Origin of the sequence: Elizabethkingia bruuniana (assembly GCF_002024805.1) — a bacterium.
GTDB lineage: Bacteria > Bacteroidota > Bacteroidia > Flavobacteriales > Weeksellaceae > Elizabethkingia > Elizabethkingia bruuniana.
In genome coordinates, this window is the sequence record NZ_CP014337.1 from 2,734,726 (window position 1) to 2,755,237 (window position 20,512).

The following is a 20,512-nucleotide window of genomic DNA, read 5'->3' on the forward strand; positions in this document are numbered from 1 at the left end:
TTTAATAATAAACATTTAAACCTATCGTAGCTATAGTATTAGGTCTGCCATTATAAGTGGTAACAGTTTCTTTATATGTTTTATTGGTTAGCCACAACTGGTTAAAACCACCTGCAAATTCATATCTGATTTTATTGCTGTCCCATCGATAAGCAGCACTCAGATTAAGTCCAATTTTAGGTGTAGAATCATAGGCATAATCAGGCCGCGCTACTTTTTGTACAAAGGTATTTTCTTGCAAGCTTTGATATGGTACATAGTTGAATTCTTTCTGCACCGGAATATAAAGACTTTGCCCTACCCCAACAGCCAGTTTATGCCCTGGTATTATTGCAAATTCTTTTTCAATACCTGCATGATATTCAAAGAAAGATAACCTTCTGTCCATCACTACAGAAACATCCCTCACACGGTTTTTACCATAGCCTAAATCCAATAACAATTTATAAGCTTCATTCTTGTGATTGAACCATACAAGACTATTCTTCCAATTCAGGTTCTGTTGCTCCAACCGGTAAGAAGTATACTGTAAAACATAATTATAGTTTGCATCTAACTGATCTTTGTACGTTAATCTGGAGGCCATTTTGTAGCCTGAAAAACTACAGAGATAATTGATATAAAAACTATGCAGGTCAGTTTTTAATCCTGAATACTTCTCATATATTCTATATTTACTAAGGTCAGCGGCCTGATATTCGTAGATTCTATAGAATCGCTCAATGGCATTAACATAATCATAACCTATACTAATATGGATATTTGATGTATTAAATGCATATTCACCACCCCATACATAGCCATTTACTTTATATTCAGTAAGTCCATATCTCAAACCATTATACTGATTCCCATACCCTTCATTATACCGGATAAAAATACTATCATTAGATGGAACATTGGTATTGTTATTTACGAATACAATATTATTTCTGCGAAAATTATTGAAATATCTTCCCTTTCCAAAAAGGCTGTGCTTATTCCATGAAAATCCGACTTTTCCAAAAATTTTATATTGATAAGTACTTACCTCCGGGCGTGGATCTGCATCCTGGCGATAAGCTTTACTAAAATTACCTTCTGTTCCCAATTGTGTGATCAGGAATTTTACTGGTCTGTAAGCAACCTGCCCATTAATCAGATAATTTTGTTTCATCCATTTTGCTGCACGTGGTGCCCAGTAATAAGAAGGATTATGAATAAAGCTTGTATTCGTTGTTCTTTCATCTGTCAAAACAAATGGAACATTATCCTCATGTTCTCTGTTAATTTTTAAATTTCCGGATATAACAACTTTTGGATTCAGCTGATAGACGCCCTTGGATTCAAAGTTATAGTTTGACATTTTTTCCGGAGACTGAACTCTTTTAAAATTCTGTTTTCCAAATTCAGCGTTAAGAGATGTTGTTGAAAAGTCCAACGGTTGAAAAAAATTGATATAAGGATTCTCTATTCTTATATCCTTTTCAATGGCACTTATATTAATACTATCTAAACGGGTAGACTGAGAGTACAGGAACTGGCTGCACAATACAGCCATTCCCGTAATCCCTGATATAAAGAAATGTGAAAATATTTTATATTTATTGTGCATATCCTCTTGGGTTTGCTTCTATAGTTGTAAAGTCATTTGCAGAGTTGTTTGTATCCTGTAACACAACACGTCCGTTAATGATTTCTTTAGTCTTTCTGATAACAGAATACGATGAATAATCTGGTAATGCCAGTCCGTTTTTATTAGTAAAAGTCCTTGTAGCATCTACACTTGTTGGCAAGTCTTTCGGTGCTTTTTGATCTTTATCTGTAATATCAACCCCATCCAGAATAAAACTAGCAGGAACCTGTACAAACAAAGATCCTTTAGGGTTCTTAGGACTTGCTACTTTAGCCCATGAAGCTACCTGTTGTGGTGTAGCACTAATAATTGCCACTGCTGGTTTAGAAGTTAAATTCAGGATATAATCTGTAAGTGCATTTACCCAATGTACAAATTCCATATCCGGAACCATAATATTCTGGACATCCCATTGGTAAGGATTTTTACCCTGACTTTTTGCATAATCTCCTACATAAACTTCAAAATCAGCTTTGCTTAAATCAACCGTTAGAGAGGGGTTCTTAATCGTTACTTGTTTGCCATCATTTCCATCAAAAGGTGCTTTATGATTAATAGCAGTTTGTGCAATCACAATACTCTTCCCTGGTAAAATTGGATACTGTGTCCCATTTCCGGGAATTTTTATAATGGAACTGGCATATGCATAATCCGTATTCGCAGAGGATCCGCCACTAGCTGTCTGGCTCCAGTCATACTGCCCGTTGGCTAAAGTATAACTTGTTACATTATTATTTGTATTACCTTCCATTAGTGCTACGTACAGACCGTCTGCAAAAATTGTCTGGTCCGAATTATTATGTATCTCTATAAACTGATCTCTAAATGCAGCTCCTTCACTTGTAGATGATCCTGCATAATAAATTTGTTTAATAACCAAATCTCCAAGATTCCCGCTGGATACTGTGATAACTGTAGAAGAAACGTTAGCATTAATCGTAACTTTTTCCTGGAAGCCTCCAAAGTTTACAACCGGATAACTCGTTGTCTGTCCAAATGCTTTTTGATATTCGTCTTTGGTCATTTTCAATTCCGAAGTCACATTATAAGTTCCCGGGAGTATGCTGTTTAGCTTTAATTCTCCATTAGCATCAGTATTTCCTTTAATGCTATCTCTTGTCAAAGTATTCACTAAAACAACCTTTGCGTTGGCCGCACCCTTATTAGCAACATTCCCTGAAGCATTATCAAATTTTACCGTTACTGTAAAAGCCATTGGTCTGATTTCGTTGTTACCATTGAAATCATCACCTCTATTACACCCTATCAGGAATATAACAGGTATTAATAAAAGAAATATTAATTTTCTCATAGTATATATTATTATAAATAAGTTTAGAATTTATAAGACAGATTAGCCCCAAAAGATATTGGTGTAAAATTGGTATATTCATATCCCGATTCATTATAGGGTTTCAGGTTAAAAACATTGTTAACATAAACTGAAACTCTGAAGCCACTCAGGAAATCTTTTGTCACCCTAAGGTGGAAATTATGTAATGTCTTATGAGTTAATCCCGATACTCTTTCTTCAGAAGCCTTTCTGAATAAATTTGAATACTTTGGATTTTTCCTGTCATTTTCGGGGATCATTGTTGTACGAAAATTATAATCTATATAACCTACGGGATAGACTGAATCTGAATAGGTATTTCTACGATCTAAAAGAAAATTATCACTCCTAAGCCCTATAATCAATCCCGAATCTGGTAAATGATAGTCCAAACTAACACTAGCTCTGGCCATAGTTACTTTTCCACCTGTATTATCGTATAATCCATACTGAAAATTAGGGTCTACAACTTCCGGAGCTTTAAGGAAAAGAACCGAATTATCCCGCACACTTTCTGTTTCAACATAAGAAGCATTAAAACTAGGCACCAGATTCAGAGCCTTAATTTTTCTAAAGCCGACCATCATCTCTAGCCCTTTATCTGTAGATGTTGCACCATTTACCACTTGAGTCTGAACATAACGGAATTTTTCAGTACCCACAATTTCAAAAGTAGGTCGTTCAGTACCCACAATATTGACATTTACCTTCGCCTTATCTACTTCTTTAACAACAGATTTAGATGTAAATCCATCAAATAGTTTATTGTAATATGCTGTTAAGCTAATGGAGGCAAACGGAAGCTGATAATCCACCCCGACTTCCGTCTTCCAGCTTTTCGATGGCTTCAGATCTACATTATCTCCTGGAGTAACTACCGTTTGCATAATTCCTACTGTATAATATCCAGGCAGTCTGTAGTCTCCTAATAAAAGATCTATATATCTGGGACCTGTATATAGTTGGTTTAATGAAGGTGCTTTCGAAGTTAATCCTCCTCCTAATCTCAAACTTGTTCTTCCCATTTTGTAAGCAACATTTACCCTTGGAGATAGTGTTGATACAGAGTTTTGTAAATCATATCGAAGTCCAAGATTTGCACGTAGCGAATGTTTATTGGCAAAAACTTTATAAATATTATTCTGAATATAAAATGCAGTTTGAGTAGATGCTAAAACATTATCTCTGTAATTATAATCTCTTGCGCCATCAACAGAGCTTTTTGTTATTGTAGTCGTTGCATATTGTCCGGCAGTACCATAGCGCCCAACACCAAAATTATCACCATATCTAAAGTTAAAACCTATAGAATAATCGTGTATCCATTTTGATTGGGCCGAAATATAACGACCATTTAAACTTACATTAGAATAAAGATTAAAAGGTTTACCCTCTACAAAAATTAGGTTGTCATAGCTTGGAGGTGTATAAGGTGCATAATAAACACTGTTATCGGTAGCATTCCCATAGGGTCTGGCTCCCATGTTCAGAAAGTATTTCCTCATAGAATACTGATCTCCATAACTTACACCAACATCGGCGCTCAGATTTTTCAAACCATTTTCTCTTCCTGGTTTAGAAGTAAGTCTGTAAGTAAAATTATTGCTTAACGAAAAATTCTTGTTATTACTGTTGATTGTAAGCCCCGTTAAATCATCAGGATCCTTTTTACCTTCACTTATATTTTGTGAAAAACTAAATGAAAGCTTATTCCTCAATTTAGAACCTGTAACACTCCACATGGCATTTGTGCTGAAACGATTATAGCTCACAAGGCTCGATCTTGGCTCTACAATAGAATTCATATAATCTACAGAAACACTCAAAGCCTGATTACCTTTTATTTTAAATCCTTTATTCAGTCCGAATTGATATGTTCCTTCTTTAATCGAGGCTTCAACGCGAAGTGGCGACTGCCGTGCAATAGTATTTACTTTTATCAATCCGGTAGTCAGATCTCCATATTTAGCATCCGGAATACCTTGTATTACCTCAACACTCTCGATATTCACTACTGGAATCTCTCTAAGATCCATCCCGTAATTAGGCTGTCCCGGAGTAAGATTTCCGGCACTGGATGTCGTTCCAAAACTAGTTTTATAAGGTGGATCATAAGCAGAGCTGACACTCTGCATATTTTCATTGTTGGACACAACCACATCGTTTACCATTAGCTGTACTCCAAAAGCTTTATTCCCGTAATCATCTCCGCCTGGGATTTGACTGCTACCGGTAATAGAAGCGCCGCTTGCCGTACGGAATACAATATTTTTAAACTGAGTATTGTTAAAAGGCTGCACATACTGCCCGGGTAGTTGCTGTAATACATCTCCAATAGAAAATGCCTGTACATTGTGTAAAGCTTCCTGCCTGATGCCAATCTCTGAGAATACTTTTTTCTTGGCAAACAGTTCTACTTCTTCAATCCGGATCTCGGATTTCTCTCTTGGTTTTGAGACAACAAGAATATATTCTTCATTTTCTTTTAACATAATTGTCTCAGGCTCTTTTCCTGGTTCTCTAATGATGAAGCTACATTTTCCCAATAACTTTATATCACCACTTTTTGTTTTGGTAAAATTACAGTCCCGGACATTCAGAGAAGCTCCTTCAGCATATCGAAAATAAGATACCTTTCCATCATGTATTGTTTTCGATTGCCAATTTTGGGCATGCAAAGAACTGGCAGCCACCAAAAGCATGGTAGCGCTTAGTAAAGATTTATTCACATCATACAGATTAAGCGACAAAGTTATTTATATTTTTTCTAAATAAAAATAAAATTGTCTCATTTGCAGACTTTATCAACTATGATTTAAAAGAAAAATAATCTAATAACCCTAGGATAAAACGATGAATAGTCGGGCTTTAAAGCGATTTACAGAAATTTAGAAAAATATTTATTTAATGATAAATATCATCAGTATATTTAACTTCAAAATAACAACATGAGATACTTATATTGCTTTTTTATCCTGTTTTGCTTCAATTCAAAATCTTTTGCACAAAAACAAAATGCTGTGAAATCGGAGACAAAAGAAATTGAAAGTGGAAGAATTACGAAACAATTTACAAATGGTAAGCTTACTAGCTTTACAGTGGATATGGCGGCTGTAAATTATGGAAATACACTTTTCTTCACAAAAGAAGATAATATCATTAACATAAAAGACGGGCAGAAACCCGATGCATTGATCAGAATTTATCTAAAAAACAAAAGATATACAACTGATCTCCAGTATCAAAATAAAGAACTGATGTATATTGAGTCAATTGATTTAGACCTCAATAATCTACCGCCAAACAGCATTATCTCTTCTCAATACAAAGATGGAAAAGCAGAAAGCATTATCAGCAGAGCCAATCCCGAGGATACCCGTGGGTTGGACAAAGTGTTAAAGTTATTCTGGAGAATGGATAAAAAAACAAATCTTACAGATATTGATTCTATCTTCAATGCACTTGCAGATGACTTTTCACAAGAAGATGCATTACTGAAAATATATTATGGTCGCTATGCTGATAAATTTGAACCTTTACCCACTGCCTATCTAAATACAGATAATTCAGGGAAAATTAAAAAGGGAATTATATGGACAGAGACCAGTGGTCAGAATGGCAAGTATAACATATACAGTAATGGGAAAGTTACTAAATCTGCTAATCAGAATCTGACAGACTTCCAGAAAACTATTATGGATTATATGGAAAAGTAGAACTTAGAATTAACATTAAAATAACAAACAGTATGTCAGTCTGGACTGAATTATCCGAAGTGAGGCTGAGAATAGTTCTGTACAGGAATCTTTTAAATCATTAAGAAATTAAGGGTATTGAGAGATGTTAGCAAGAAAATAAGCTAAAATTTCTTAATAACTTAATGGTAAAAATTATGCTAAAATTAGCATTCCTTCAAATTAATTTATTGATTTTCTTCCTGAGATTCAGACTCCCTGTAATTACTGACAGCTTTCTGCAGCTTTTGCTCAATACGCTTCTTTAATCTCAGTGGCTGATATAGTACCAGACTTTCTCCAAAGCCTAACAACAAACGTTCTAGTTCATAATTTAGCTGAACTTTTATCCCAAAGATGGTCCCATCATCTTTCTCTTCCACAATCTGCTGACTGTGATGCAAAGGTTTTGTTTTTACATAAGGAGCATTGCTTTTATCCACAAAGAAAACAACATTTCGGGGATGCATACTCTCCGAAACAGTAACTCCTACAACATCTTTAAAATATTCATCTCCATTCAAGTTTTTATCAATATAGGCAGATTGTTCATCTGTCTCAATATTTTCCATTCTGTCCAGTGCCAGATTACACATACTTCCCTTATATAGACATATCAGGAACCAGCGATTGTTAAATTCTTTTAGCAGCTGCGGATGAACAGTATAGGTACTAAAATCTCTGGCGGTGAAGCTTTTATAGAGAATCTTCAGTACCTTTTTATTCAATACAGCCTGATATAATATATCAATATGTTCAAGACCTTTTAATAGTTCGTTTTTATCCAGATGAATAATTGACTTCTGCTGAACTGCATTTACCGAATCTTCCAGTTTTTGCAATACACCATTCATTTCTCGGAACATCGAAAAGTCCTTGAACTGCTTCAGAATCTGTATTGCATTGTTCATGGCCTTCAGATCACTTTCATTAACAGAAATATGATGAATGCTGTATTCCGGATCACTATAACGGTAATACTTACGTTCGTATACTTCTATCGGAGCTTCATAACCAAACTTCTCACTGCGCATGTTCTGCAAATCCAGTTGTATCGTTCGTTTACTTACATACGACTCCTTTCCCTCATATTCAAACAGGGCTTCTGAACATTCATCTATCAGATCTTCCAGTGTATACTTGCGGTATTTATTTTTCAGACACTTATCCAGCGTTTTATACCGGATCAATGCATTTTTATTAGAAGACATATTTCAAAATTAGAAGTTAGAAGTTAGAAGTTGGAATTTAGAGGTTAGGAGCCAATTATCATACAGATTATAACACAAAGACACGATTAGATATAGCATTTCAACCGCAATCAAGGCACAAAGAAAAATCAAAGATTTTTCTATTGATACTTCTATATTTATATTGAGATAAAATCCTTGTGCCCTGGAAGCAGTATATTATCACTTATCTTTTGTGCCTTTGTGATGTTTAACATTACTAAGTTATTTCTTCTTCAGCGCTTCCCCTTCAAAAGCAATACCGTCCCATCCAAACTCTATAAAGTTTCTGATGTTCTGGTGGTCTGTACCCTCCGGATTTTTCAATACATCTTCTCTGTAGAATGCACCGAAAAGATTTAATGTATCTTCTTTAGACAGATTATTCGCTTTCGCAAAGCTAAATACCTTACAAGAGCCATTATTCTGACCTGCTTCATTTACTGTATTACCATTTTTGAATTCAGTTGGGGTAAAATCATAATTGCCATCGATGTAAGCAATAACATCGTTAAACGCTATAGTTTCAGGAGACTTATCTAATTGTTCTAATATCATATTCATATTTTTTTTCAAAAATATAAAAATATTTTATCTACGCAAAAACATTGCGCACTTATACAATTACTTTGCATTATCAAATTAAGAAAACGATGAAAATTACAGGAAACGAATTAATCAGCTTAGGATTCAGACCAGGAAAATGGTTTGCAGAAGCATTAGAATATATCAACGAAAATAATCTGAATGAAGAACAGATGACAGCTTATCTGGAGCAGTTCAGACTACCGGAGCCAATTCCTTTATATGAAGAACCAAAAGACTTCATCATTAACATCAGAGCTGAACACGAAAGTGAACAGGATAATGTGGAAAAAGTAATCCAAACCATGAAGGTATTGATGAAAACGCCAACATTAGTTGGTGGCGCCATAATGCCCGATGCCTGTCCTACCGGACCGGAAGGTCTGATTCCTGTAGGCGGTGTGGTGGTAGCCAAAAATGCTATTCATCCGGGATTTCATAGTGCAGATATCTGCTGTTCTGTAATGTTGACTGACTTCGGAAAAGCTGATCCTAAAGAAGTACTGGATACAGCACATTCCGTAACGCATTTCGGGTTCGGCGGAAGAGCAAGAGGTGAGCAAATGCCAATGTCAGCAGAATTAATAGAAGCTTTCAGAGGAAATGCATTTCTGAATGATGAAAGATTAATAAGCTTAGCCCGCGACCATATGGGAACTCAGGGTGATGGTAATCACTTCCTTTTCGTAGGTATTTCCAAAAATACCGGAAATACAATGCTGGTAACACATCATGGATCACGAGCTCCGGGTGCAGTATTGTATGATAAAGGAATGTACGTAGCTAATCGTTTCAGACAGGATATTTCTCCCGAAACTCTGAAAGAAAATGCGTGGATCCCTTTCGATACAGAAGAAGGACAGGCCTACTGGGAAGCTTTACAACTGATAAGACAATGGACAAAAGAAAATCATACTTCTATTCACGATGCTGTATTGGCAAAAATGAATACAGAAAAGGAAAACAGATATTGGAACGAACATAATTTCGTATTCAGAGACGGAGATTTATTCTTCCACGCTAAAGGAGCAACTCCGCTGGACGACAAATTTATGCCGGATATTACAGGTCCCAGACTCATCCCTCTGAATATGGCGGAGCCTGTACTGATTGTTCAGGGAACAACCAACGACAGAAATTTAGGATTTGCTCCTCACGGCGCAGGAAGAAACTTCAGCAGAAGCCAGCATAAAAGAACGCTGGCACATAAAACCAATGAAGAAGTTTTCGCTGAGGAAACAAAAGGGCTGGATGTACGATTCTTTAGCAACGAAATCGATATCTCTGAGCTTCCGAGTGCTTATAAAAATGCACAGAATGTAAGAGCTCAGATTGAAGAATACGGCCTTTGCGAAGTACTGGATGAAGTAATGCCTTATGGTTGTATTATGGCCGGGGACATTATGAAAAATGCCCCATGGAAAAAAAAGAAGAAATTGAAGAACTCGTGAAAAATCTCTATAACAAAGGAAGATTCAGGTCTCGGGAATATACAAAACACCTGAGACCCTTCTTAAAAAGGATCGGGAATAAAAGATGGCGAAAAACCCAATTAAGAGATGAAAACTAAAATAATAGAAAAGTTAAGGGAAACCGAAGCAAAATATAATATAGAAATATTACTTGCTATAGAATCCGGAAGCAGAGCCTGGGACTTTGCATCTCCTGGCAGTGATTATGATATACGTTTTATCTACAGGCATTCCAAAGACTGGTATCTGACACCGTGGGATAAGGATGAAACAATAACGTTTATGACAGAAGATGATTTGGATGGTTCCGGTTGGGATTTGCGTAAAACCTTTCATCTGCTACTCAAATCTAATGCAGCATTGCTCAGTTGGTTTTATTCACCAATTGTGTATATAGAAAACAAAAGCTTTACAAAACTGTTCGAACCACTGGCTGATCAATGTTTCTCTCCAATAGCTGTTTCTTTTCATTATCTGAGTATGAGTAAAAAATACCTGGAGTCCTGCAGGAATGATGAAGTAAAACTGAAAAGTTATTTCTATTGTCTGAGAACTGCATTATCCGGAAAATGGATAACAGAGAAGAAAACTGTTCCGCCGGTATTGTTCAGTGATCTGTTAGTTTTAGCAGATTCCGCAATAAAAACCAAAATAGAAGACCTGATTGCATTAAAAGCAACGAAAGATGAGAGCTATTTTCATCCAAATGACTGGGAGCTTTTCGAATTTATGGAACGCCAGATTTCAAAAAACGAAGAGAAAGCTAAAAACTTGTCTGGTAGTAAGGCCGACAAAGCACAAATGGAGAAGGTTTTTAGAGAAATAATATCATAATTTTTTAATGATGATGCAAAAAAATAAACCTGCGCAAAAACATTACGCACTTCAGTTTTTACTTTGCATCATCAAATTGAGACTGTAGCTCAGAGGATAGAGCCACGTAAAAACACTTTACCAGATTTTAATCTGCATTGCAGGTATGATGATAAAGTTACTTCGCTTGGGGCCGTTGGTCGCCGGTTCGAATCCGGCCAGTCTCTCAATAACTGAAGTGGTGTGAGATATAAGGTTACTTCGTTCAGGAAAAAAACACCTTTATTAGTATTAACCACTTCTTTAACTAAAAAAACAAAATAGTGATGTCAAAGTTAAATTCAAAAAAAACAGGATTTGCTTCCGGTATTATAGCCGGAAAACAAACAAATACAGCAGGGAAATATTCCCATTATGAATTGTTGAGAAGAGTAACACTTGCCAACCTTCTTTTTGAATCTGACTATTACCAGCCGGCGGATGAAATTATGGCGCAGATAGAAAATTTGTGTTATAAAGTAACAGGGCAACAGGTTATTGACCTGGCACTGGAATGCCGTTTTGAACAGAAACTGAGACATACACCGCTATGGCTGTTAATTCTTGCAAATGACATTCATAATGTAAATGTAAAAGATGCTATTGCCAGAATAGCCAACAGACCTGATATGACTATAGATCTGCTTCAGATGCTGAAAGCCAGAAACGGATCTTATAAAATGTCTAAATCTGTAAAAAAAGGTCTCTCAAAAGCTTTTGACCAATACGATGAATACCAGATTGCTAAATACCGAAAAAGCAATATGGAAGTATCTTTGGTAGATGTGATGAACCTTGTACATCCAAAGCCAACTCCGGAAAACGAAAAGGCATTAAAAGCTTTGGTAGAAGATACATTGAAACCTGCCAATACATGGGAAGTAGCTTTGTCCCAAGGTGCCGATAAAAAAGAAACCTTCGAGAGAATGCTGACTGAAAAAAGTTTGGGTTCACTGGCTATATTAAGAAATCTTAGAAGTATGACTGAGGCAGGACTTTCCAGAAAAATAATCCGGAAGGCTATTGCTCAGGTAAAAAGTAACTGGCTGACACCTTTAAATTTTCTGGCTGCACAAAGAAATGCGCCGGAATATACAGCTTACATCAACGATGCTATGGAAAATTGTTTCTCTCAGGAGAAAATAGCGGGGACTACCATTTTAGCTATCGATGTATCCGGAAGTATGGGACAGGTAACCTCATCCAATTCCAAATTTTCCAGAATGGATTTAGCTTTTGCTATGGCAGCAGTCGGTTCTTATATCTTTGAAGATCTTATTTTAGTATTTACAGCTGGCAGCGATTCTTCCCGAAAAGGAAAACATATGATATGGGATAGTGCTAAAGGCCTGGGGATATTCAAATATTATAAAAAAATATATTCTGAATTAGGTGGTGGTGGTATTTTCACTTATCAGCTATGTGAATGGCTGAAGGAAAAAGGTTATGCCAAAGATGCAGACCGACTGGTTGTGATATCAGATAGCCAGGATATCGATGCACAATACGGATCTAAAAGAAAACCAGATACTGCACCATATAAGACTTCTTATATTATTGATATCTCTACCCATACCCACGGAATAAAAACCGAAAACTGGACAGCAGAAATCAACGGATGGAGCGATCGTGTTTTCCATTATATTAAGGCTTTGGAAAGTAACTAATCTGAATTAAAAATAATAAAATGACTATAGAAGAACTAAAAGCAAATAAACTTATCTTATTTGAAGTAGTCTCCGGAAGCCGTGCCTTCGGACTGGTTACAGAAAATTCGGATACCGATATACGGGGTGTTTACTATCTGCCAAAAGATTCCTTTCTAGGTCTCGATTATATTCCGCAGGTATCTAACGAAACCAATGACATTACCTATTATGAAATAGGCAGGTTTATGGAGCTTTTGCAAAAAAACAATCCAAATATTCTGGAAATTCTGGCCAGTCCGGATGATTGCATTTTGTATAAACATCCGTTGATGGATTTACTAGCCCCAAAAGATTTTCTATCCAAGCAATGTAAAGATACTTTTGCCGGCTATGCCATATCCCAGATTAAAAAGGCTAAAGGACTGAATAAGAAAATACTGAATCCTATAGAAAAAGAGAGAAAATCCGTTCTCGACTTTTGCTATATTCTTCGGGATCACCTTTCTGTTCCTTTAAAAAAATGGCTAACGGAACAGAAAAAAACACAGGAAAAATGCGGTCTGGTTAATATAGACAATACCCGTGGAATGTTTGCGCTTTTCTATGATGAAACCGGTACAATGGGATATAAAGGAATTATACAAAATGAAGGGGCCAATCAGGTTTCGGTATCATCTATACCTAAAGAAGCTAAATGTATCGCTTATATTTTCTATAATCTGGATGCTTATTCTGTTTATTGCAAAGATTACCGCGAATACTGGAAATGGGTTTCCGAACGCAATGAAGACCGTTATAATGTAAACCAGAAACACGGTCAAAATTATGACAGTAAAAATATGATGCATACAATCCGATTGCTGCAATCCTGCGAACAAGTCTTCAGAACAGGTTCTTTACGGGTACGTGTGGATAACCGCGGTGAATTATTGGATATTAAATCCGGTAACCAAGCATACGAAACAGTAATACAAAAAGCAGAAGATTTGATACGGACTATTGAACATTATTATACTATCTCTACCCTTCCGGATTATCCGGACATACAAAGAACACAATCTTTATTGGTAGAAATACGAAAGAACCTTTACAACTAATCTATTCTCTTTTAAATTTTCACACCTCATAAGTTTCTAAAGCTTATGAGGTGTTTTTATATTGAAAAATAATCCAACAGAACTATTTCTTTTTAGATGCTTTTGCAACACTGTTATAATCCAGACATATATTAATCCAATAATTAAAATCGTCTGCTTTGCGAAAGCCTTCAGGTTCAACATAGCAATAACCTTTAAGCTGCTTACCTCTCATTATCATAGGGAGAAAGCCAGTCTTTTCCGCAACCTCATCTTCAATATCCGGATGATAACGGCACATCAGGTTATCACCACTTATATTAATGCACATTTTACCATTAACCAAAAAAGACAATCCGCTAAACATTTTCTTTTCTTCAATTTCTATATCAGGAACTTTAGCTAACCGCTCCCTAACCTTATTTGCCAATTCGATGTTATAAGCCATTGACTGTTAATTTATTTTACACCTCATAGGTTTTAAAAATCTATGAGGTGTTTTTATATATGATATTTTTTAATCAGAATATTATACAAACGCACTAAAGCCCGTAATCGACCTGCCGACAATAAGTGAGTTAATTTCCTTTGTTCCTTCATAAGAATAAATCGCTTCGGCATCTGCAACAAAGCGGGCAACATCATATTCCAACAGAATACCATTTCCCCCCATTACTTCACGGGCACGCGAAACAACATCACGGGTTCTCATCGTACAGAATACTTTTGCCAGAGACGCATGTTCATCTTTTAATATTCCTTCATCCTGCATTTCAGACAGTCTGAATACCAGTGTCTGCATTGCAGTAAGGTTCGACAGCATTTCTACAAGATGTCCCTGAATCATCTGGAAAGAAGCTATAGGTTTTCCGAACTGCTTACGTTTCCTGGTATAATCCAGCGCACTTTCATAAGCTCCCCTTGCACAGCCTGTTGCCATCCAGGCTACCCCGGCCCTTGTCATTCGCAATACTTTTGCTGTATCTTTAAATGAATTGGCATTTTGTAAACGGTTTTCTTCTGTTACCAGACAGTCTTTTAATGTAATATGCCCATTTTGCACTATTCTGAGTGCCATTTTACCTTTAATCTTTTCCACAGAAAAGCCCGGGTTGTCTTTTTCCACAATAAAGCCTTTTACCTCACCATCGTCCAGATCCCTTGCCCAGATAATAATCAGGTCAGCAAATGTGGCATTACCAATCCATTTTTTCTCACCATTCAGCACCCAGCCTTCCGCTGTTTTTTTGCAGGTAGCCGTTAATCCGCCTGCAGCTCCGGAACCTACTTCCGGTTCCGTAAGCCCGAAAGCACCGATTTTATCAAACTTTTGCATTTGCGGAAGCCATTTCTGCTTTTGCTCCTCAGAGCCGCATATGTATATGGAACCCATTGCCAGACCCGATTGTACACCAAAGAAAGTTGCTATAGAAGCATCTATCCTTGCCATTTCCATAGCAATAACGCCTTCCATCAGGAATGGCATTCCCGGACAGCCATATCCTTCATAGGTGACACCGCATATATTCAGTTCTTTAAATTTTGGAATCAGTTCAAAAGGAAATTCGTCGTGCAGCCAGTAATTATTTACCAGAGGCTTTACTTCTTTTTCCATAAAAGCCCGTACTTTCAACTGGACTTCTCTTTGCTCTGGTGTCAATGTATGGTAGATATCATAAAAATCCCCGTCTATAGGTGGAAGCTCTTTTTTAGGTTTGTCCTGATCCATCATCTTCATCAGTCCCTTTAACTGCTTATCATCCAGCTTCGAGAAGTTATCCATAAGTTTCGGAATATCTACTCTTTGTGAGATCTTACTCAGCTTTTCAAAATCAACAGATTTAAACAATGTTATAGCCTGCCGGATATTGGCGAAAATATTTGACATAAGAATACGTTTAGTGATTTTACTGATAAAAGTTACAAAAAAATACCGGAACACTCTTTGAAACAATATATTAAGTAAAACAAATCAGTTCTTTCCACCTCAGAATGGCGCCTACAAACCTGTTACAATAATCAGATATCGTATAAAATAAAATTTTATTTAAATTAATTATTGTTTTACGATAATTAATTATACATTTGCATTATTAAACTAAATTAACGTGACATGAACCAGAACAAAATTATTTCGAAAATACTCTACTATATATGCTGCATCTTGTCTGCAGGCTATCTGGTAACAGCTGTATATTCAATACTCTGTCTTATAACCGGTTTCGCCATTACTCCTTATAAGCAGAATCTTTATCTGCATATAAATTATCCATTTACAGAAACTCCTTTTCTTAATATTGAGAACAATTACCCTTACATTATGTTTTCTTTTATGACTGTCCTTATCGGTTATGGTATATTCTTCTGGCTATCGGCAAAGGTTTTCAGAGTATTTATTCAACCAAAGCTTTTTACGAAAGAGAATATCTCGGAGCTTCGAAGATTTTACATTTATAATATCTTCTTTCCACTGCCTGTAGCTATATTAGCCAGCTTCTTTGTAGAGGTAGAAAGTATCGTTTGGGGATTAGTATTTATCCACTTTATGTTAGGAATATTCTGTCTGTTCCTAGCGAATATCTTTTCGCAAGGGTTACATTTGCAAAACGAACAAGACTTATTTATATAAAATGCCAATTGTAGTAAACTTAGATGTGATGCTTGCCAAGCGTAAAATGCAGAGTAAAGAATTGGCAGAGAAACTGGGAATTACCCCTGTAAATCTATCTATTCTGAAAACAGGCAAGGCCAAAGGCGTTCGTTTCGACACGCTGGAAGCTATCTGTAAGATTCTGGAGTGCCATCCTGGTGATATTCTGGAATACAGAGAAGACTAACACATTGTAACATACCACTTTAATAAAGCAACGGAAACGTTGCCAGCTGTTCTATTATCTAAACTCAACTATATGAACACACTATCTGTTAACCACCTCAGCCTGACTTATAAAAATGGTTTTCAGGCAATTAAAGACATTTCATTGGAAATAGGAAATGGTATGTTTGGGCTTTTGGGACCCAACGGTGCCGGAAAATCCTCGTTGATGAAAACCATTGTAGGCTTACAAAAACCAACTTCCGGGAGTATTGTTTTCAACGGAGTCAATGTATCTGAAGATCCGGATTACATCAAACAAAACCTCGGTTTCCTGCCTCAGGATTTTGGTGTTTATCCTAAAGTATCGGCTTATGATCTTTTGGAGCACATAGCCTTGTTGAAAGGCATCAGCAATCGTACGGAACGCAAAGAACAAATTCTGAATCTGTTGGAAAAAGTTAATCTTTCTGATTTCAGAAAAAAAGAAGTGCATACCTTCTCCGGCGGTATGCGGCAGAGATTTGGCGTAGCGCAAGCTTTGTTAGGAAATCCAAAAATTATTATTGTAGATGAACCCACAGCCGGGCTTGATCCTGAGGAACGTAATCGCTTCAACTCTTTACTGAATGACATTAGTAAAGATGTTATTGTAATTCTTTCTACACATTTGGTAGAAGATGTCCGCAATCTATGCTCCGAAATGGCAATTATGAATAAAGGACAGCTTCTGAGAAAAGGAAACCCTAACGAACTGATCGCTGAACTTGAAAATAAAATATGGTTCAGGTCCATTGATAAATCTGAGCTGGAAAATTACCGGAATATGTATCATATTATCAGCCAGCAACTGATTGAAAGGGAATTGTACATTACTACTTATTCCCCGGAGCAGCCTAAGGATTTTCTTTCAGTAAATCCTTTACTGGAACACGTTTACTTCCAAACACTTACTCAAAAACCTTAGTTATGAACACCATATTTTTATTTGAGACCCAACGCCGTAGGAAGCATTGGTTCAGTTATGCTATTGCCATTACCCTTATGGGGATCGGAGTATTTTGTGGTAATAATTTTAATATGTCGGTTGGTGATGGTATTTATCTCAACTCACCTTATACGATTGGATTTATAACCGGGATGCTAAGTCTGGCTGTTATATTTATTGCTATTATTTATGCTATTCAGCAACTATTCAAAGATCAGGATTCTAAATTTGATATTGTACTTTTCTCATTTCCATTATCCCGAAGAAAATACCTGAACGGACATTTTGCTGCTTATTTTTTGTTCACTTTTCTGAGTTTTGTCTTTATTGTTTTAGGTTTTATAATTGGGCAAAATCTGAGATCCGGTAGCGAAATACAGACTAACTTGAATGCATGGTACTATATTTACCCACTTCTAATCTTCGGTTTTCTTAACTGTTTTCTGGTATGCAGCTTTCTGTTCTTTATATCATTTACTACTCGCAAAAAGTTATTGGTAGTCGTCGGAGGGTTGTTATTGTATGTTTTTTATATGGTAGTTCTCGTGTTTTCCAATTCACCTTTTATGGCCGGCAGCCTGCCACAGCCTGCCGAAACCCAGCACTTATCAGCTATTGCAGATCCTTTTGGTCTGTCTTCCTATTTTTTAGAAGCAAAGGATCTGAATATTCAGCAAAAGAACACTCGGATTGTACCATTTTCAGGAATATTACTTCTAAACAGGAGCCTTTACTTTGCAATATCTCTGGCTTTACTTATTCTTACCCACAGCTTGTTTTCTTTCTCAGGTGCTGCAGCGAAAAAATTAAAAAAAGGAATTCTCATACTTTCCGAATCCTCAGCTGTTGGTTTTGTAGAATATAAAACCGCAAATCTGAATTTCGGGAATATAGCAGGAATAGTTTCTGCACTGTCTTTTGCCAGAATAGATCTTATATATTTGTTTAAAAGCATTGCAATTCCGGCGATTTCTATTTTATTACTCTTCTTTACCGGAATGGAGATGTATGCTGAGATTGAGAAAGGAATACGGCTTCCACAGAAATTTGCAAGTTCCGGGTTAATGGCCGTTACAATTTCAGAGAACTTTCATTTACTGGGTCTACTTATCATTACTTATTTCATCAATGATTTGTACTGGCGAAGTCAGATCTCCGGCTTTGCTATGATCGAAAAAAGCACTTTTTTTCATAAAAATAAACTTACAGGTCATTTTCTTTCATCCAGTGTTTTGCTATTCTTTTTCACTGGAATACTAATTGCCGAAGGCCTTGTGTTCCAATGGATATATCATTATTTCCATATTGATTGGTATGCCTATTGGGGTGCAATACTCTTCAATACTTTTCCGCTAATATTATTTTCAGGACTAATATTACTGATCAATGACAATATCAGGAACAGATTTCTGGCCTTAGGTCTTTCTGTATTGGCTGTTTTTCTGTTTACAGGTCCTCTGTCTAAAAAACTTATTTCATATCCTGTACTCAGAATATTTTCAGACTACGTTGGAGTCTACAGCGATTTCAATGGATACGGACCTTATGCTTTCTCTTTTGCAGAAAGATTAATACTCGGACTGGCACTTGTATTTTTTTTCTGGAAGTTAAATGAATTTGTTAAAGCCAAAAAATGGAATCTGAAAAGTTCTGTTCTGATGATAATCTTACTAATAGCAGGAATATTCAGTGCCAATCTTTTTATGAAAGGCTATACTCCCAAAGATGAAGAAAAAGCTTTGGCTGATGCTGCCGGTTATGAATTAAAGTTTCGGAAATATGAAAGCTTCTCTCAGCCTGCTATTAAAGATATTAAGACAGATATTCAACTCTATCCGGCTACCAATTCTTATCAGATTCAGGGACACTACTCTTTGGTAAATCAGACAGGTAAAACGATTGATCGGGTTCTAATTAATTTTAGTCCTGATTTAAAGATTGAATCTGCTATTTTCACTACAACTACAGAGCGCAAAAATATAGACAGTGATATAACAGAAATTGTACTAAAAAAACCGTTAGAACCTAATGAAAATGCAAGTCTGGATTTCAAATTATCCTACCATTGGTATACTGTAAATGGTCATCAATCCTTTAATGCCATTATAGAAAACGGCTCTTTCATGCGGATTAGCCGTTATTATCCACTTATCGGCTATCAGAAAGACAGAGAAACAGAAGATGAGCATATCCGAAAAGAATATAAACTTGGAAAATTGGATAAATTAAAGAAAGCTGAAGCTCCGGAAGTATTCAGAGACGATTTTATTAACCTGGATATGACCGTTTCTACAGATAAAAATCAGACGGCTGTAGGTACGGGAGATCTTATAAAACACTGGACCAAAGACAATAGAAATTATTTCCGCTATACAGTAAAGTCTATTCCTTTCCGGTTTGCTGTCTCATCAGCAAAATACGACCAGAAAAGCCTTATTTACAAAGGAATTAAAATGAATATACTATATCTGAGAAAGCATGCCGAAAATGTAGACCACCTCATCCGCAATGCAAAACTTACGCTGGATTACTGTATTCAAAATTTCGGGCAGTATCCTTTCGGGAGCATCACTTTTGCCGAAATCTCCTCATTTACCAAAGGTTTTGCTGCCACAGCATATCCTTCTGCAGTATTCATGCCTGAAGACATGGTATTTCATGCGAATATATATGCGGACAAAAAGCAGGATGTTATTAATGAACTTGCCGGACACGAGCTTTCACATCTCTGGTGGGGCAACAGCCTTATTAATCCTGATGAACGCGAAGGCGCAGTCATGCTTACAGAAACGCTTGCCATGTATACGGAAATGATGTTGTATAAAAAAATGCATGGAGAAGCAAAAATGAAGGAAAGGCTGAAAATGCATCAGCAAATCTATGATAATGAAAAGGGACTTTCTGAAAACCAACCTCTGTATAAGGTTACAACCGAAAATGCACATATTTCTTATTCAAAGGGGGCTGTAGTTATGGTAAAACTAAGTGAACTTATTGGTGAGAATAAAGTCAATATGGCTTTAAAAAATTTCCTTGAAAACAACCGATATCCAAAAAAGCCAAGAAGTATAGATTTATTGAACGAATTCTACAAGGCAAGCCCCGATAAAAGGAAAGAGATTGATAAGCTTTTTAAAGAGATTTGATTATGCATGCAAAAAACC

Annotated in this window: 16 protein-coding genes and 1 tRNA gene; 10 read left to right on the forward strand and 7 right to left on the reverse strand. The window is 36.3% G+C overall.

Going from position 1 to position 20,512, the window contains the following annotated elements:
- Position 1: 1 nt before the first annotated feature.
- Genes AYC65_RS12690 through AYC65_RS12700 form a run of 3 tightly spaced genes read right to left on the reverse strand, consistent with a single transcriptional unit; the run spans position 2 to position 5,677 of the window.
- On the reverse strand, positions 2-1,594 hold the full coding sequence (locus tag AYC65_RS12690; protein WP_034866778.1) for a DUF6850 family outer membrane beta-barrel protein: 1,593 nt from the start codon (positions 1,592-1,594) through the stop codon (positions 2-4).
- Positions 1,584-2,927, reverse strand: coding sequence for a DUF4876 domain-containing protein (locus tag AYC65_RS12695; protein WP_034866776.1), 1,344 nt, complete (start codon positions 2,925-2,927; stop codon positions 1,584-1,586). Before AYC65_RS12695 ends, AYC65_RS12690 begins: the two co-directional genes overlap by 11 nt.
- A 23-nt stretch (positions 2,928-2,950) precedes the next feature.
- A complete protein-coding gene (locus tag AYC65_RS12700) occupies positions 2,951-5,677 on the reverse strand; it encodes a TonB-dependent receptor plug domain-containing protein (RefSeq protein WP_234300332.1) in 2,727 nt (908 codons plus the stop codon).
- A gap of 291 nt (positions 5,678-5,968) precedes the next feature.
- Here AYC65_RS12700 and AYC65_RS12705 point away from each other — a divergent pair, with 291 nt between their 5' ends.
- On the forward strand, positions 5,969-6,664 hold the full coding sequence (locus tag AYC65_RS12705; RefSeq protein WP_236628022.1) for a hypothetical protein: 696 nt from the start codon (positions 5,969-5,971) through the stop codon (positions 6,662-6,664).
- A gap of 206 nt (positions 6,665-6,870) precedes the next feature.
- Here AYC65_RS12705 and AYC65_RS12710 read toward each other — a convergent pair whose 3' ends face one another.
- On the reverse strand, positions 6,871-7,893 hold the full coding sequence (locus tag AYC65_RS12710) for a helix-turn-helix transcriptional regulator (RefSeq protein ID WP_034866771.1): 1,023 nt from the start codon (positions 7,891-7,893) through the stop codon (positions 6,871-6,873).
- A 243-nt stretch (positions 7,894-8,136) separates the two neighbouring features.
- Positions 8,137-8,469, reverse strand: coding sequence for a HopJ type III effector protein (locus AYC65_RS12715; protein ID WP_034866904.1), 333 nt, complete (start codon positions 8,467-8,469; stop codon positions 8,137-8,139).
- A 95-nt stretch (positions 8,470-8,564) separates the two neighbouring features.
- Here AYC65_RS12715 and AYC65_RS12720 point away from each other — a divergent pair, with 95 nt between their 5' ends.
- The 5 genes from AYC65_RS12720 to AYC65_RS12735 all read left to right on the forward strand — a co-directional run bounded on the left by AYC65_RS12720 (position 8,565) and on the right by AYC65_RS12735 (position 13,566).
- Entirely contained in the window at positions 8,565-9,947 is a 1,383-nt protein-coding gene (locus tag AYC65_RS12720) for an RtcB family protein (protein ID WP_034866768.1), read from the forward strand.
- A 108-nt stretch (positions 9,948-10,055) separates the two neighbouring features.
- A complete protein-coding gene (locus tag AYC65_RS12725; RefSeq protein WP_034866765.1) occupies positions 10,056-10,802 on the forward strand; it encodes a nucleotidyltransferase domain-containing protein in 747 nt (248 codons plus the stop codon).
- 78 nt (positions 10,803-10,880) lie between these two features.
- Positions 10,881-11,008, forward strand: a tRNA-OTHER gene (locus tag AYC65_RS20775).
- Positions 11,009-11,107: 99 nt separating this feature from the next.
- On the forward strand, positions 11,108-12,487 hold the full coding sequence (locus tag AYC65_RS12730; protein WP_034866764.1) for a TROVE domain-containing protein: 1,380 nt from the start codon (positions 11,108-11,110) through the stop codon (positions 12,485-12,487).
- 20 nt (positions 12,488-12,507) lie between these two features.
- The gene (locus AYC65_RS12735) at positions 12,508-13,566 is read left to right on the forward strand and encodes a nucleotidyltransferase domain-containing protein (protein WP_034866761.1); all 1,059 of its coding nucleotides are present in this window, start codon (positions 12,508-12,510) and stop codon (positions 13,564-13,566) included.
- 82 nt (positions 13,567-13,648) lie between these two features.
- Here the strand turns inward: AYC65_RS12735 and AYC65_RS12740 are convergent, their stop codons facing one another.
- Together AYC65_RS12740 and AYC65_RS12745 are read right to left on the reverse strand one after the other, a co-directional pair.
- Positions 13,649-13,993, reverse strand: a complete 345-nt coding sequence (locus tag AYC65_RS12740) for a TfoX/Sxy family protein (protein ID WP_034866760.1) — start codon at positions 13,991-13,993, stop codon at positions 13,649-13,651.
- Positions 13,994-14,074: 81 nt separating this feature from the next.
- Positions 14,075-15,433 carry an acyl-CoA dehydrogenase family protein gene (locus tag AYC65_RS12745; protein WP_034866759.1) on the reverse strand — a complete coding sequence of 453 codons (1,359 nt, stop codon included), beginning with the start codon at positions 15,431-15,433 and terminating at the stop codon, positions 14,075-14,077.
- Positions 15,434-15,658: 225 nt separating this feature from the next.
- Between AYC65_RS12745 and AYC65_RS12750 the strand changes: the two genes are divergently transcribed.
- From AYC65_RS12750 to AYC65_RS12765, 4 genes are all read left to right on the forward strand, one after another.
- On the forward strand, positions 15,659-16,174 hold the full coding sequence (locus tag AYC65_RS12750) for a DUF2975 domain-containing protein (RefSeq protein WP_034866757.1): 516 nt from the start codon (positions 15,659-15,661) through the stop codon (positions 16,172-16,174).
- A gap of 1 nt (position 16,175) precedes the next feature.
- The gene (locus tag AYC65_RS12755; protein WP_034866756.1) at positions 16,176-16,382 is read left to right on the forward strand and encodes a helix-turn-helix domain-containing protein; all 207 of its coding nucleotides are present in this window, start codon (positions 16,176-16,178) and stop codon (positions 16,380-16,382) included.
- A gap of 72 nt (positions 16,383-16,454) precedes the next feature.
- Entirely contained in the window at positions 16,455-17,327 is an 873-nt protein-coding gene (locus AYC65_RS12760; protein WP_034866755.1) for an ABC transporter ATP-binding protein, read from the forward strand.
- 2 nt (positions 17,328-17,329) lie between these two features.
- Complete coding sequence (locus AYC65_RS12765; protein WP_034866752.1) at positions 17,330-20,494, forward strand: ABC transporter permease/M1 family aminopeptidase; 3,165 nt, start codon at positions 17,330-17,332, stop codon at positions 20,492-20,494.
- The last annotated feature ends 18 nt before the right edge of the window (positions 20,495-20,512 follow it).

What these genes read in the sequence shown, in the direction of transcription:
- AYC65_RS12690 (WP_034866778.1), bottom strand. Translation starts at nt 1,594, where the DNA reads ATGCACAATAAATATAAAATATTTTCACATTTCTTTATATCAGGGATT.
- AYC65_RS12730 (WP_034866764.1), top strand. Translation starts at nt 11,108, where the DNA reads ATGTCAAAGTTAAATTCAAAAAAAACAGGATTTGCTTCCGGTATTATA.
- AYC65_RS12750 (WP_034866757.1), top strand. Translation starts at nt 15,659, where the DNA reads ATGAACCAGAACAAAATTATTTCGAAAATACTCTACTATATATGCTGC.
- AYC65_RS12735 (WP_034866761.1), top strand. Translation starts at nt 12,508, where the DNA reads ATGACTATAGAAGAACTAAAAGCAAATAAACTTATCTTATTTGAAGTA.
- AYC65_RS12710 (WP_034866771.1), bottom strand. Translation starts at nt 7,893, where the DNA reads ATGTCTTCTAATAAAAATGCATTGATCCGGTATAAAACGCTGGATAAG.
- AYC65_RS12755 (WP_034866756.1), top strand. Translation starts at nt 16,176, where the DNA reads ATGCCAATTGTAGTAAACTTAGATGTGATGCTTGCCAAGCGTAAAATG.
- AYC65_RS12715 (WP_034866904.1), bottom strand. Translation starts at nt 8,469, where the DNA reads ATGATATTAGAACAATTAGATAAGTCTCCTGAAACTATAGCGTTTAAC.
- AYC65_RS12725 (WP_034866765.1), top strand. Translation starts at nt 10,056, where the DNA reads ATGAAAACTAAAATAATAGAAAAGTTAAGGGAAACCGAAGCAAAATAT.
- AYC65_RS12760 (WP_034866755.1), top strand. Translation starts at nt 16,455, where the DNA reads ATGAACACACTATCTGTTAACCACCTCAGCCTGACTTATAAAAATGGT.
- AYC65_RS12765 (WP_034866752.1), top strand. Translation starts at nt 17,330, where the DNA reads ATGAACACCATATTTTTATTTGAGACCCAACGCCGTAGGAAGCATTGG.
- AYC65_RS12740 (WP_034866760.1), bottom strand. Translation starts at nt 13,993, where the DNA reads ATGGCTTATAACATCGAATTGGCAAATAAGGTTAGGGAGCGGTTAGCT.
- AYC65_RS12745 (WP_034866759.1), bottom strand. Translation starts at nt 15,433, where the DNA reads ATGTCAAATATTTTCGCCAATATCCGGCAGGCTATAACATTGTTTAAA.
- AYC65_RS12695 (WP_034866776.1), bottom strand. Translation starts at nt 2,927, where the DNA reads ATGAGAAAATTAATATTTCTTTTATTAATACCTGTTATATTCCTGATA.
- AYC65_RS12720 (WP_034866768.1), top strand. Translation starts at nt 8,565, where the DNA reads ATGAAAATTACAGGAAACGAATTAATCAGCTTAGGATTCAGACCAGGA.